The sequence below is a fragment of the Peribacillus sp. FSL H8-0477 genome (assembly GCF_038002765.1).
GTDB lineage: Bacteria > Bacillota > Bacilli > Bacillales > DSM-1321 > Peribacillus.
Map to the genome: position 1 here is coordinate 1,901,181 of NZ_JBBODE010000001.1, position 15,358 is coordinate 1,916,538.

The following is a 15,358-nucleotide window of genomic DNA, read 5'->3' on the forward strand; positions in this document are numbered from 1 at the left end:
TGACTCACAGATCATCGCGCCCACCTGAAATGGTGTTATTTAGACGATTTGAAAATTGTTCAGCCGCATTGACCCCCATTTTTTTCAAACGGAAGTTCATCGAAGCTACTTCAATAATAACCGCAAGATTTCGACCAGGACGGACTGGCACAGTCAATCTCGTAACGTTTGTATCGATAATTTTGATCACTTCTTCATCAAGACCAACCCGGTCATATTGTTTGTTCTTTTCCCATAACTCCAGGTTAATGACCAAGGATATTTTTTTATTGCTGCGAACCGCACCAGCACCAAACAGTGTCATGACATTAATAATCCCGAGGCCGCGAATCTCAAGCAAGTGCTCAATTAATTCAGGTGCATTCCCGACTAAGGTATCTTGATCCTCTTGTCTGATTTCCACACAATCATCGGCTACAAGACGATGACCCCTTTTTACTAGTTCAAGAGCGGTTTCACTTTTACCGACACCACTTTTACCTGTAATCATAACGCCTACGCCATAAATATCCACTAACACGCCATGAACAGCAGTCGTTGGAGCTAGCTTGCTTTCTAAAAAGTTTGTTAAATGACTGAACAGCCTTGTTGTTTTCGAATTAGAACGCATCACTGGAACCGATTCTCTCTCCGAAGCCTCAATTAATTCGTCAGGGATCTCATAGCCCCTTGTTATGATGATACATGGGGTCAAGTCACGACATAAATCATTCATTCTGTTCACTCGTTCAACAGGACTCAGCGTTTCAAAAAAAGACATCTCTGTTGTACCAAGCAGCTGTACTCGTTCAGAAGGATAGTATTCAAAATATCCAGCAAGCTCAATACCTGGTCTAGATAAATCACTTGTGACAATTGGACGATTAATCCCTTCTTCCCCACTAATTAGTTCCAAATCAAATGTATCCAACAAATCTTTTGTACGAACGCGCGCCATCTATTTTGCTCCTCTCTCATGGAGTTAATGTATTCTTCTGTAAATATAGATTTCATTTTAGCAAATACCTATCAATAACTAAAGAAAACTATAAAGTTACATCCGACTTGTGTCCTTTTGCCTGACACTATATTACCACATTTAAGGAAGTGACTTACTAATTAGCTATACTACTTTTTTTCACCAGCATGCTCCTTTTTTCCGTTTGAACGGTATATATCCTTCGAAGGATTGTACTGAAAAGGAGATGACTCATGAAAATTATGATTGATGCTGGACATGGCTACCAGACTCTTGGAAAACAAACGCCTGATGGAATGAAGGAATATAGTTTCAATCGTTCTGTTGCCGCCCATTTAAAAAACTATTTAAAAGGGTTCAAAGATACTTATGTTTACTTTGCTCATTCAGATCTTGAAGATGTCCCACTTAGAGAAAGGACAAATAAGGCTAACACCCTTTCAGTTGATGTCTATCTGTCCATTCATGCCAACGCCGCCGGCAGCGGAGGCTGGCATGCTGCCAAAGGGATTGAGACCTATATCTATTCATCTAAACCACGTGAGGCATTTGCTCTCGCAAATGGTATACAACTCGACTTGGTTTCCGCTACAGGTCTCAAAAATCGTGGGATTAAAACAGCAGAATTTCATGTGTTACGATACACCAAGTGTCCTTCACTCCTAATTGAATGCGGCTTTATGACCAACCACCGCGAAGCTGCTCTGCTAAAATCCGAAATCTACCGCAGAACATGTGCTACTTCCATTGGAACAAGTATTGTTCAGTTTTATAGCCTTACTAAAAAATAAAAACACAAAAAAAGCGTCCTAAAAAGGGGATCTAATCCCTTTTTAGGACAGCCTAAGGTTTATGATACGGTTATTGCACCCGTCTTTGTATCGGCAAAAAGATGTAGACTTGGAAGCGTATTTCTTTGGGTTTTAAATTTAAGTACCTTTTGAATGACATCACTTTTTTCTTCAATGACATCAATTCCGCCTAGACTTATATTAAAGCTGCCCAAATTAGACTTTAACTCCCCATCCGCTGAGGCACCTGATGGAAGCTGAAGCTGAATCGAACCTGTCACAGACTTGGCTTGAATCGATTCACAAGCTGCTTCAAGCACCTGACAGGATATTTGCCCATTAAAGCTTTGTGCATCAATCTGCTTGTAATGACCGTTAACCACTATTGCTCCGTTTAGTGACTCTGCCTCAACAATCTCAAGACGTGAATCATTAATCGTAATCTTTCCATTACCCGTTTCAGCATCGCACGTTTTTCCCTCTACTTTTTGCAGAGTGATTGCGCCATTTGCTGTTTTAGTTTTTAATGTATCAACCAGTAATGAACCACCCGTGATCCCACCGTTAAACAATCTTATGGAAATAGACTCATAGTGTCTAACTGGTACAAATATTTTAGTATCTACTTTAACTGACTTTTGCAAAACATGAAATCTAACTCTGCCTTCTTCATTCGTAAAGTGTACATTTTTTAGGAACTCTTCCCGTGCTTGAGCCTGTGTTTCACTACGATAAACCTTCGCGGCACATTCAATTCGAATATCGGGCTGATCCCATGTTTCAATTGCGAGCTTTCCGTTAGCAATTTCTATTTCGATCTCCTTTAAGTCTCGCGGCAGATCCTGAAAGATATGATTAATTTCCTGAGACGCTCCGAAGTTGAAATCCAAATCCGTATCTTTAATTTTTTGAAATGCTGTCTCAACAAACCCTAGGATTTTTTCCTTTGAAAATTGAACCTTCTTATTTAAGGACTCATTTCCCTTCGGTGTCTCCTTATTAAGAACAACCGTAGACAATTCATTGAGGAGATTTTCCTCTTTTTTTTCACTTTCCTTATTGGCTTTATCCAGTTCATTCAGAATTGTATAAGCTTCTTCTACCGTAATTAGTCCCTCTTGTACCATTTGAAGTATTTTCTTTTTTTCCTCCTGCATAACCGATTCCTCACTTTCAAAATAAAGACTTAGATTTTTAACCCTTGTAGTTTCATACGCTTATACCTACAAAAAGTTCCATGATTTCTCTGTAAAACCGCTAAATGATTTCGACAAATAATGCTGACAATCTTCGCAGCACATTTACTTAGATTTCCTCGGAAATAATAAGTATTTGCCACCTTTAATTAATCGATTAATTAAATTTACGGTTACACCCTTCAACATTGACTGACACATTCAGCCGTTTATTGACACAGGATAAACCCATTATTAGTAAAGAAAAGCAAACCTAAAAGGCTTGCTTTTCTTTTATTGGACAGATTCATGCTCTTTTGCTTTTATCTTATTTTCCATTCGGATTTGATCACGAAGGATGATTGGTTTTAAATATTTTCCTGTATATGATCCATCAAACATCATAATTTCCTCAGGAGTACCGGTTGTCAAAATCGTTCCACCCTTATCTCCACCCTCGGGGCCGAGGTCAACAATATAGTCAGAAGCTTTAATAACATCCAAATTATGTTCGATCACCAGAACAGTATCCCCATTGTCAACCAAACGCTGCAATACCTCTAAAAGTCTTGCAATATCATGTACGTGCAGACCAGTAGTCGGCTCATCAAGAATGTAGAAGGAGCGGCCATTTGAACGTTTATGAAGTTCAGATGCAAGCTTCACACGCTGAGCTTCCCCGCCGGAAAGCGTGGTTGCCGGCTGACCAAGCTGTAAGTAGCCTAAGCCCACATCATAAATGGTTTGTATTTTACGTTTAATTTTCGGAATATTTTCGAAGAACGGATTTGCCTCTTCGACAGTCATCTCCAGAATATCGGCGATGTTTTTTCCTTTATACTTTACTTCCAATGTTTCACGATTGTAACGCTTCCCATGACATACCTCACATGGTACATATACATCAGGCAGGAAATGCATTTCAATCTTAATAATGCCATCTCCACGGCAAGCCTCACACCGGCCGCCTTTGACATTAAAACTAAAGCGGCCTTTTTTATACCCGCGGATTTTTGCCTCGTTAGTGGAAGCAAATACATCACGTATATCATCAAAGACGCCAGTATAGGTTGCCGGATTGGACCGCGGTGTTCGTCCAATGGGTGATTGATCAATATCAATGACTTTATCCAAATAGTCAATGCCTTTAATTTCTCGGAAATCCCCTGGCTTCGTTTTGGCACGGTTTAATTTCTGTGCTAATGCTTTATGAAGAATTTCATTAATTAAGGTACTTTTCCCTGAACCCGAAACACCTGTCACAGCAATGAATGTTCCAAGTGGAAACTTCACATTTACATTTTTAAGGTTATTTTCTTTCGCGCCCTTAATCTCGATAAATCGTCCATCACTAACCCGGCGTTCGACTGGCAGCGGTATGAACTTTTCACCGGACAGATATTGACCAGTCAAAGAACGAGGATTCTCCATTACTTCTTTCGGAGTGCCGGCAGCAACTATTTCTCCTCCATGAGAACCCGCTCCTGGTCCAACATCGATTAAGTAATCTGCCGCAAGCATCGTATCCTCATCGTGTTCGACAACAATTAGGGTATTTCCTATTTCACGCATATTCTTCAATGTTTCAATCAACCTGTCGTTATCACGCTGATGAAGACCAATAGAAGGTTCATCTAAAATATATAAGACACCTGTCAGACGTGAACCAATTTGGGTAGCCAGACGGATACGCTGCGCTTCTCCGCCGGAAAGAGTTCCCGCGGCTCTGCTCAACGTTAAATATTCAAGTCCAACGTTTGCAAGAAATCCAAGACGTTCTTTAATCTCTCGAAGGATCAACTTCGCAATAGCCTGTTCTTTTTCTGTTAATTCCAGGTTAGCAAAAAACTCCAATGATTCCTCGATTGAGAGTGATGTAGTTTGACTAATCTGCTGCCCTTGTATTAAAACAGCCAAACTTTCCGGCTTCAGCCGGTAACCTTTACAACCAGGACAAGCACGATCTGCTAAGTATTTTTCCATTTGATCACGGGTATAATCAGAACTGGTTTCTTTATAGCGGCGCTCAATATTTTTCAAAACACCCTCAAAGGCAATATAACTTTCATGTACCCGTCCGTAATCATTTTTATAGCGAAAATAGATTTTTTCCGTTTTGGAGCCGTATAAAATGATATCCATTTGATCTTTTGGTAATTCCTTAACTGGAACATCCATATCAATTCCGAAATGCTTGCATATCGTTTCAAGCAGCTGTGGATAATACTGTGAACTCGTCGGCTCCCAAGGGGCGATTGCATGCTGTTTTAGCGTCAAGTCTTTATTTGGGATGACTAACTCAGGATCCACTTCTCTTTTAATTCCCAGGCCATCACATTCCGGACAAGCTCCAAACGGACTGTTAAAGGAAAACATACGCGGTTCCAGTTCTTCAATTGAAAAACCGCAGTATGGACAGGCATGATGTTCACTAAACAATAATTCATCATCAGTTCCAATCACATCAATAAGGACTTTGCCACCGCCGAGCTTTAGAGCACTTTCTAGGGAATCAGCAAGTCTCGCTTCTACCCCTTCCTTCACAACAATACGGTCGATGATTACTTCTATAGAATGTTTTTTGTTTTTTTCGAGCGAGATTTCATCGCTGAGATCATGCATTTCTTTGTCAATCCGCACCCGTACGTATCCTTGTTTTTTCACATCTTCAAGAATCTTCACATGCGAGCCTTTTCTTCCTGCAACCAACGGTGAAAGCACTTGGAGTTTGGTTCGTTCCGGATACTCCATGATGCGGTCTACCATCTGCTCGATTGTTTGGGAAGAAATCTCGATATGATGAATCGGACAGGTCGGTCTTCCTACTCGTGCAAAAAGCAAACGCAGGTAATCATAGATTTCTGTTACAGTTCCTACTGTCGATCGAGGATTTCTGCTGGTAGTCTTTTGATCAATAGAAATCGCTGGTGATAGTCCTTCAATCGCATCAACATCGGGCTTATCCAATTGTCCAAGAAATTGGCGGGCATAGGCAGATAGTGATTCTACATAGCGGCGCTGCCCCTCTGCATAAATCGTATCAAATGCCAGCGATGATTTCCCTGAACCAGATAAGCCTGTAATAACCACCATTTTGTCTCTCGGGATGATGACGTCAATGTTTTTCAGGTTATTGGCTCGTGCTCCTTTAACCGTAATTTTATCCATAGCCATGTATCGTCATCCTTCCGCCTTTAATTCTATTAATAAATCACGAAGTTCTGCTGCACGCTCGAAATCAAGAGCTTTAGCCGCTTCCTTCATCTGTTTCTCTGTACTTGCAATCACTTCAACGCGTTCTTTTTCTGTCAGTGTTTTATAATTTGGAACAGCGTATTCTTCCTGCTCTTCAGCAGCATATGTTGCACGAATCGAGTCGCGAATGTCTTTTTGTATGGTTTTCGGAGTAATTCCATGGTCTTGATTATACTTTTCTTGAATTTCCCGGCGACGTGTTGTTTCCTGAATCGCCAGCTCCATGGAATTCGTCATTCGATCGGCATACATAATTACTTGGCCGTTTTCATTCCGCGCTGCCCGGCCCATTGTTTGAATGAGAGCTCGTTCAGAACGGAGGAATCCTTCTTTATCCGCATCGAGAATGGTTACAAGCGATACCTCAGGAATATCCAACCCTTCACGCAATAAATTGATCCCAATTAATACATCATACTTACCCATTCTAAGCTCACGAATAATTTCTGTTCTTTCTAAAGTCTTTACCTCAGAATGAAGATATTGAACCTTGATACCAATTTCTTTTAAATAATCAGTTAAGTCTTCAGACATCTTCTTCGTTAAAGTAGTTACCAAGACCCGCTCGTTTCGTTTAACGCGCTCATTAATTTCACCAATTAAGTCATCAATCTGGCCTTCTATCGGCCTGACTTCTATTGTCGGATCAAGGAGACCTGTCGGCCGAATGATCTGTTCAACCATTTCCGGCGTATGCTCGAGCTCATATGGGCCAGGTGTAGCAGAGACAAAAATAGCTTGGCTGACTTTTTCCTCAAACTCCTCAAAACGGAGCGGACGATTATCTTTTGTAGATGGAAGCCGAAAACCGTGATCAACTAGAACCTGTTTACGTGCCTGATCTCCATTAAACATCCCACGTATTTGCGGCAGGGACACATGAGATTCGTCCACAATGAGCAGGAAATCCTTTGGTAAGTAATCAATTAACGTATACGGTGTAGACCCAGGTGGGCGTAGTGTAAGATGGCGCGAATAGTTTTCGATTCCAGAACAAAAGCCCATCTCAGTCATCATTTCTAAATCATAACGGGTACGTTGCTCTAAACGCTGTGCCTCAAGAAGTTTATTATTCTCCCGTAATTCAATTAGTCGTTCTTCAAGCTCAGCTTCAATATTTTTTATGGCTACTTTCAATTTTTCTGCCCGCGTAACGAAATGGGAAGCAGGAAAAATAGCAATATGATCTCGTTCTCCTGTAATTTCACCTGTAAGTGCATTTACTTCCCGAATACGATCAATTTCATCACCAAAAAATTCTATTCGAACACATTGTTCGTCACGAGATGCCGGGAAAATTTCAACAACATCCCCACGCACTCTAAAAGTCCCCCGCTGAAAAGCTATGTCATTTCGTTCGTATTGAATATCTACCAGTTTATGCAGTAAGGTATTTCGGTCAATTTCTAAGCCGGTCCGCAGCGATACAAGCATTTCTTTGTATTCCTCTGGTGAACCGAGGCCGTATATACAAGAAACACTGGCAATAATGATGACATCTTGACGTTCAAATAGTGAAGACGTTGCAGAGTGCCGGAGCTTATCAATCTCATCATTGATGCTCGCATCTTTTTCAATAAATGTATCAGTAGATGGTACATATGCTTCAGGCTGAAAGTAATCGTAGTAGCTGACAAAATACTCAACGGCATTTTCAGGAAAGAATTCTTTAAATTCGCTGTACAGCTGTCCTGCTAATGTCTTATTGTGAGCAATAACCAGCGTTGGTTTGTTTATCTCTTTAATAACATTTGAAACGGTGAATGTTTTTCCTGTACCAGTTGCACCGAGAAGGGTCTGGTATCGTTTGCCTTCGTTAATCCCTTTAACAAGTTCCTGTATAGCCTGCGGCTGATCTCCCTGGGGAGTATATTTTGAAACCAATTCGAATTTATCCTTCACCTAGTACCCTCCTACACGGGATTTTCTTGTTTAACTTCAATATATATATAAAGGAAGCTCCCTCAACTACCAGAAGCTGCATCCTCTTTATTTATAACCCTTTTACAAATACTTCTATACTCATTCTACCACAAAGCATAAAAAACAAACCATTAAAAAGCGAACGTTTATTCGTTTTTTATTTAATCGATACAGCTCAATAAATAAAAAAAAGCACCTTTTTCAGGCACTCTTGATGGTACGATTCATCATTCTTGTAGAAAGGTAAAAGCCCACTGTCAACGACAAAGCATCAACAATAACCAGCCACCAGGCATGCGTATACCCTTTATAGGCTGAAGCAGCGATTAACGCAACGGTTAAACCCAATCCTACATAGCGGTTATAGGTAACTCTAGAGAATAGCATCACTAATAGGCAAGGAAGAAAAAGGGCAGATAAAAGCTTAATCATTTATTCATCTCCTTAAAGAGAAAAGTCTTATTATATGATTGGTATTCAGTTTAATGGATTATCGCCGACAATGCCATTGATAATCTAAAAAAAGCAAATTTCCTTCCATAGGAAATTTGCCTTTTCTCCTTAATATGGTTCAGCGTCATGACTATTTTCTACTGCTTCTTCAGGCGCATCATTTCCTTCTTTGGAGCTGATTGGTTTTGAGTGCTCTGTTTCATCTTTAGGTGCATTGGCAAGCCCTTCTCTTAAACGGCGGCCGTACTCTTGATCGGCTTCTTCCGCAAGTGCAATCATTTTCTCTTGAATCCGCTTATCAGCTGGTCCCAATGCACTAACTAAATTAGCAATTAGTTCTTCTCGCTCCCATTCCTCAAAATTACGGAACGTTTCACCAGCTTGTTTCGTATTACTTGGACGATCAATGGATTCTCGAACCAAATGCCCTTCAATAAAAGGCGTATATTCCTTTCCAGTAGGTTTGGCTTCTTTTAACCCATCTATTGTAGAAGGCTCATAATTAATATGAGGATTTTGTTTTTCACCTAAATCTACTTTATATTGCATTTGGCCGCCGCGTTGATTCGTTGCAACCCTTTTATTAGGTGCATTAATCGGCAGCTGAAGATAATTTGGACCAACACGGTAACGTTGTGTATCTGAGTAGGAGAAGGTCCGGCCTTGCAGCATCTTATCATCTGAGAAATCAAGCCCATCAACCAGTACTCCTGTTCCAAATGCAACTTGTTCCACTTCAGTGAAATAATCCTCGGGATTTTTGTTCAACGTCATCGTCCCCACATGCTTCCATGGGAATGTATCATTTGGCCAAAGTTTCGTATCATCCAGCGGATCAAAGTCCAACTCTGGATGGTCATCATCACTCATAATTTGAACAAACAAATCCCATTCTGGAAAATCGCCCTTTTCAATGGCTTCATATAAATCCTGTGTTGCGTGATTAAAGTTAGTAGCTTGAATTTTATCCGCTTCGTCTTGAGTCAGGTTCTTAATACCTTGCTTCGGTTCCCAGTGATACTTAACAAGTACAGCCTTCCCCTCTTCATTCACCCATTTATAGGTATTCACACCTGACCCTTGCATCATCCGGTAGTTAGCAGGTATACCCCATGGTGAAAATAAGAACGTAATCATATGGAAGGTTTCCGGTGAACTTGAGCAAAAATCAAATATTCTCTTTCCATCCTGAATATTTGTAACAGGATCTGGTTTAAACGCATGGATAAGATCTGGGAACTTAATCGCATCACGGATAAAGAATATTTTTAAATTGTTACCGACCAAATCCCAGTTGCCGTCCTCTGTATAGAATTTCACCGCAAACCCACGTGGATCACGCAGCGTTTCTGGAGAGGTTCCGCCATGAATAACCGAAGAGAAACGAACAAACAGCGGAGTTTGCTTCCCTTCCTCTTGAAATAACTTAGCACGAGTATAGGTCGAAACAGGCTCGTCCCCAGCTTTTCCTGTAGCTGTAAAATACCCGTGCGCTCCAGCACCACGTGCATGGACTACCCTTTCTGGAATTCTTTCTCGGTCAAAGTGGCTGATCTTTTCCAAAAAATCATAATTTTCTAATGTAGTGGGCCCGCGATTACCAACAGTCCTCATGTTTTGATTATTGGTGACGGGATGCCCCTGTCTGTTGGTTAATGTTTCTTCATTTTCATTATCTGCTCGTTTTTTGTTTTTTTCGTCTTCGTTTATCAATTTTCTGCCTCCTTTTCAATTTACATCCAGTAATATCCCTCATTTAAAGAAAAATATTCCTTTTTTAAAATAAAGTATGGAAAGGTAAATGATTCCTATTGATAGGAAAAAAGGCTTATATAAAGAAAAATCTATTCAACTAATGACCTTTTAACCGATATTATTGGTACCTGTTTATAGCATATTTTGATAGATTGCTATTTTTTCTGTCAAAAATAGTGTAAAATTATTACTTTTTTAGATTATTTTTAGTTTTTTTGTCTTTTATGTAAAAAAATAGTTTATTATTGTACTAGGCAAAAAATGGGTTTCGAAAAAAACTTTTATGTAAGGCGGCGAACAGCATGAAAAAAAGATTAGGATCTCTATTGTTAGCCACGGTACTCTTATTATCACTATTCACATTTGTGAATCCTGCTGAATCAGTATCGGCAGCTGCCACGGTAAAAGCAAAGGTTAATGCAAGTTCCCTTAACGTCAGGGCTAAAGCAAGTACAAGTGCTAAAAAGTTAGGCGCACTAAAAAAAGGGAACACCGTGACGATTTCTCAGGAAAAGAGCGGCTGGAGCAAAATTCCTTATGGTAAGACCTCCGGATGGGTCTCATCTAAGTACTTAACCAAAGTAAAGACAGTTAAAGCGGCATCTGCCTCTGTAACAAAGAATGGCTATGTAACAGCCACGACATTAAATCTACGGTCATCTGCATCCACGAGCAGCAAAACCTTGGCGACCTTAAAAAAGGGCTTACTCGTCAATATTAAATCAACAAGCGGCACATGGTATAAAGTGTATGTTCCTTCCACTAAGAAAACGGGTTGGGTTTCAAAATCGTACATATCCACTAAAAAACCTGTGACAGCCGTGAAAACGGAAGCCAAAGGTACAATCTATTACGTTACAGCATCAGAACTAAATATCAGAAAATCGGCATCTCCTACTGCCAAGGTTGTTACATCTGTGAAGAAAAATGCTAAAGTAACAGTTAGTAAAATCAGTGGAAAATGGGCCAGCTTAAAAACGGCATCTGGCAAAAGCGGCTGGGCATCAACTTCTTATTTAACAAAGAAAGAACCTGTTAAAAAGGAGCCTGTTGAAGAGGCAAAACCTGCCGAGGATTCCACACCGGATGTTGATTCAGAAGTATACTATGTAACTTCCAATGGGTTGAATATTCGTAAAGCAGCCAATACAACAGCTAAGGTGTTAACAACCGTTAAAAAGAATGAAGAAGTAACCTTACTTGAAGTAAACGATGACAACTGGGGTAAAGTACTAACCACAGCCGGAGTTATTGGCTGGGCTTCCATGAAGTATTTAACTGATGAAGAACCTGTCAGAGGCGTAAACGGCAAAGTGATCGTGCTTGATCCTGGCCACGGTGGTTCAGATCCTGGAGCAGCTGGGAAAAATAATTTTGAAAAAACGCTCACCCTGAAAACAGCCAAAAAGCTGCAATCAAAATTAGAAAATGCTGGTGCAACAGTAATTATGACAAGAACAGGTGATACGAAACCTTCCCTCACTGACCGAGTAGAAATCAGCGAGAAACATAAGGCTGATGTTTTTATTAGTATTCATTACAATGCAAGTACGAATAAAGATGCTAACGGTGTTGATACATTCTATTACAAAACGCATGTAAATGAATACCAGCTTGCAAAATGTATTCAAGAAGAAGTAATCAAAGCCACAGGGATGAAAAGCCGTGGTGTCAAAGAAGGAAACTTCCAAGTCATCCGTACGAATAAACAAGCTTCCATTTTAGTTGAACTTGGTTTTATCTCCAATCCAACTGAAGAAAAAATCATTGCCACAGATGCCTATCAGACAAAGGCAGCTACTGGAATCTTCAATGGTTTAGAAAAATATTTTAATCTATAAAAAAAGGCTTTGAAGTCAGGTAGTACCTGCTTCAAAGCTTTTTTTATTTTTGGATGGCACTGGTCATTGATCGTCTCTCTATCCATTTTTCTAAAAGTCCTGAGAAAACAATCCGGGACTTTTGGAATACAGGACTTTGGATAAAGGTATAGATAAAGGTCGCAATGAACACAGGCCCTCCTAGTAGAAAACCAAAAACGAGGATGATGCTTTCAACGAGTATTCTTGCTCTACTCACTGAGATACCTGTTCTTTCTGAGACAATCAGCATAAACCCGTCCCGCGGCCCTGCGCCGAGATTTGAAGCCACGTATAGCCCTCCGCCGATTCCAGCTAATAAAATCCCTGCCAGCAGAATGAAATAGTCTATCCAAGTACCGGACGACTCTGGAAGCAATCCAGACCAAAGAAAAAAATCCATAATGACTCCCACGCACATCGCATTTAGAAAGGTTCCAAGACTTAGATATTTCCGATCGACTATATATGTAATCAGAACTAAGAATAAGCCGGTTATGATAGACCAGCTTCCAATGGTCAAACCAATCTCCTGAAAAAGAGCAACGTTCAACACTTCCCATGGATGCAAACCTAGAAATTTGACCTTAACTGCGAGAGCATTTCCCATTCCCAGCAGACATAAACCTCCGAAAAACATACCCCACCTAATCAGATGCAACACCCTGCTCACTCCACCTCTAATACGGATTATATCCTAACTATAGCACATTAAACTTTGGGGATTTTGACTGCTTCATATATAATTAAAGGGATCAGCAGTTATTCCCCACATTTTTACATAATCGTTTATATATGAAAGAAAAAAATAATTTAAATGAGGTGTTTTTTTGAACGAATCGATTATACAAAAACTCAGCAGAATGATTACAGGAAAATCAGGCAGATGGATCGTAATTGGTATTTGGATTGCTCTAACTGCTATTCTAACTTTCACCTTACCATCCGTTGGTGAAAAGGAAGTAAACAAAACAGTTGACCTTCCGAGCGATGCACCTTCTATGCAAGCAGATGAATTGGTAGAAAAAGAATTTCCCAACTCATCTGGTGTACCGGCTCTGCTCACATGGCACCGCGAAGGTGGTTTAGCAGATGAAGATTTGGCGGCTGTTCAAGCATTAAATGCAGAACTTACAAAAAACCCGCTGCCTAACCAATCGTTTCTTCCTCCTATAGACCAAGTACCGCTTCCAGCTCTTAAAGAGTTCGTTTCGGAGGATGGGACTACACTTGTTCAAACCATCTTTTTTGCCGAAGATGCAGGAGCTGAAGAACTGAAGGAAAATTTAAATGAAATTCAAGCAATCGTAAAGAAACAAGGGATCGGCAATCCGTTTAAAGAGGATATCAATTCAAGCGAACTCTCAATTCGTGCAACCGGCCCTGTCGGCATTTCTGTCGATGCAACCGGCCTATTTAAAGGTGCTGACGTAACGTTATTAATTGGAACTGTGTTATTAGTTCTTGTTCTATTATTACTTATCTATCGTTCTCCCCTGCTTGCCATTATTCCGTTAATCGGGGTCGGCTTTGCCTACCTGGTGACCAGTCCAATTCTTGGGTTTATGGCGGATAAGGGCTGGATAACTGTAGATGCCCAATCTATTTCAATTATGACCGTGCTCCTATTCGGAGCAGGAACGGATTATTGTTTATTCTTAATTTCTCATTACCGGACTGAATTACGAAAAACAGAAAATAAACGCAAAGCACTGATGCACGCCTTTACTGATTCTTCTGGCGCCATAGCGATGAGCGGCTTAACAATTGTTATATCTCTGCTGACTCTATTAGTTGCTGAATATGGGGCATATACCCGTTTTGCTGTTCCATTTAGTTTATCAATCTTTATTATGGGCATAGCTGCCTTAACCTTGGTCCCTGCTATACTAGCTGTTTTTGGCCGGGCTTCCTTTTTCCCAATCATCCCGCGTACACCTGAAATGGAAAAGGAACGGGCTCAAAAAACGGGGAAACCGGTTAAACGTCAGAAGAAAGCGAACAAGATCGGAAATAAAATTGGCAATTTAGTCATTAAAAAGCCCTGGACAGTCGTCATCATCTCCGTTGTTATCTTTGGGATTCTAGGGGCTTATTCTACACAAGTTAAATATACCTATGACATCCTCTCTTCTTTCCCAGAAGATATGGATTCTCGTGAAGGCTTTGCCGTCATTTCTGACGCCTATTCACCAGGGGAACTAGCTCCTGCAAAAATAGTCATTGATACAGAAGGAAAAGATATTCCGCTTACGGATGCCTTAAAAGAAATCGATATTGTTGAAACCGTCAGCGACCCTGAAGAAGGGGCAATAAATAAAAATTTGAAAGCTTATACGGTCAAGTTTTCAATCAATCCATATTCTTTAGAAGCAATGGATAACATTCCTGCTCTAAAAACCGCAGCCGAATCAGCCTTAACAGATGCTGATGTAAAAAAAGCATCAGATAAAGTCTGGATCAGCGGACAAACAGCCACACAGCATGACAACCAAGTAACGAGTGACAAGGATCGCACTATCATCATTCCGCTAATTGTTATTTTAATTGCGCTGCTGCTATTAGCTTATTTACGATCCATCACTGCGATGATTTATTTGATGGGTACAGTCATCTTGTCTTATACTGCCGCACTTGGTCTTGGGTGGTTTATCCTCCATAATTTCATGGGTGTCGAGGCGATACAAGGAGCCATCCCGCTTTACGCATTCGTCTTCCTTGTTGCACTTGGTGAAGATTATAATATCTTCATGGTCTCAAGTATTTGGAAGAAGAAAAAGAGCATGCCAATTAAACAAGCGATCAAAGAAGGTGTTAGTGAAACGAGCGGTGTGATTACATCCGCAGGTATCATCTTAGCCGCTACCTTCGCAGTCTTAACGACGGTCCCTATCCAGGTTCTCGTTCAATTCGGACTTATTACGTCAATTGGTGTCTTGATGGATACATTTATTGTTCGTCCGTTCCTAGTCCCAGCGATTACCGCACTACTCGGCCGTTATGCCTTTTGGCCAAGTAAGGCAAAATTGTATGAAGGTGAAAAAGAAAATTAACCAAAAAAAGTCTTTAGTCACTATGGTGATTAAAGACTTTTTTTTGCATATACTCTTAAAATGAAATTCCTTATCTACTTACTAAAAATAAGTAGTTGACTTTTAATTAACGATTACATATACTTACATTATAAAC

Annotated in this window: 10 protein-coding genes; 3 read left to right on the forward strand and 7 right to left on the reverse strand. The window is 40.3% G+C overall.

The genetic code is table 11. The features are described from left to right. Positions 1 to 4: 4 nt before the first annotated feature. Positions 5 to 937, reverse strand: coding sequence for an HPr(Ser) kinase/phosphatase (hprK, locus tag MHI18_RS09710; RefSeq protein WP_340847153.1), 933 nt, complete (start codon positions 935 to 937; stop codon positions 5 to 7). A 254-nt stretch (positions 938 to 1,191) separates the two neighbouring features. Between hprK and MHI18_RS09715 the strand changes: the two genes are divergently transcribed. Then, entirely contained in the window at positions 1,192 to 1,749 is a 558-nt protein-coding gene (locus MHI18_RS09715; RefSeq protein ID WP_340847154.1) for an N-acetylmuramoyl-L-alanine amidase family protein, read from the forward strand. Positions 1,750 to 1,808: 59 nt separating this feature from the next. Here MHI18_RS09715 and MHI18_RS09720 read toward each other — a convergent pair whose 3' ends face one another. From MHI18_RS09720 to MHI18_RS09740, 5 genes are all read right to left on the reverse strand, one after another. Then, entirely contained in the window at positions 1,809 to 2,906 is a 1,098-nt protein-coding gene (locus tag MHI18_RS09720) for a DUF4097 domain-containing protein (protein WP_340847155.1), read from the reverse strand. A gap of 312 nt (positions 2,907 to 3,218) precedes the next feature. Continuing rightward, complete coding sequence (gene uvrA / locus MHI18_RS09725; RefSeq protein ID WP_340847156.1) at positions 3,219 to 6,098, reverse strand: excinuclease ABC subunit UvrA; 2,880 nt, start codon at positions 6,096 to 6,098, stop codon at positions 3,219 to 3,221. A gap of 6 nt (positions 6,099 to 6,104) precedes the next feature. Beyond that, a complete protein-coding gene (gene uvrB, locus MHI18_RS09730) occupies positions 6,105 to 8,081 on the reverse strand; it encodes an excinuclease ABC subunit UvrB (protein WP_340847157.1) in 1,977 nt (658 codons plus the stop codon). 222 nt (positions 8,082 to 8,303) lie between these two features. Continuing rightward, positions 8,304 to 8,534 carry a CsbA family protein gene (locus tag MHI18_RS09735; RefSeq protein WP_340847158.1) on the reverse strand — a complete coding sequence of 77 codons (231 nt, stop codon included), beginning with the start codon at positions 8,532 to 8,534 and terminating at the stop codon, positions 8,304 to 8,306. Positions 8,535 to 8,663: 129 nt separating this feature from the next. Further along, entirely contained in the window at positions 8,664 to 10,265 is a 1,602-nt protein-coding gene (locus MHI18_RS09740) for a catalase (RefSeq protein ID WP_340847636.1), read from the reverse strand. A 347-nt stretch (positions 10,266 to 10,612) separates the two neighbouring features. Here MHI18_RS09740 and MHI18_RS09745 point away from each other — a divergent pair, with 347 nt between their 5' ends. After that, positions 10,613 to 12,151 carry an N-acetylmuramoyl-L-alanine amidase gene (locus tag MHI18_RS09745; RefSeq protein ID WP_340847159.1) on the forward strand — a complete coding sequence of 513 codons (1,539 nt, stop codon included), beginning with the start codon at positions 10,613 to 10,615 and terminating at the stop codon, positions 12,149 to 12,151. A 43-nt stretch (positions 12,152 to 12,194) separates the two neighbouring features. Here the strand turns inward: MHI18_RS09745 and MHI18_RS09750 are convergent, their stop codons facing one another. Next, complete coding sequence (locus MHI18_RS09750; RefSeq protein ID WP_340847638.1) at positions 12,195 to 12,809, reverse strand: YczE/YyaS/YitT family protein; 615 nt, start codon at positions 12,807 to 12,809, stop codon at positions 12,195 to 12,197. Between the two features lie 190 nt (positions 12,810 to 12,999). On the opposite strand from MHI18_RS09750, the gene MHI18_RS09755 reads away from it, so the two are divergent. Next, the gene (locus MHI18_RS09755) at positions 13,000 to 15,222 is read left to right on the forward strand and encodes an MMPL family transporter (protein WP_445669962.1); all 2,223 of its coding nucleotides are present in this window, start codon (positions 13,000 to 13,002) and stop codon (positions 15,220 to 15,222) included. Positions 15,223 to 15,358: the final 136 nt, after the last annotated feature.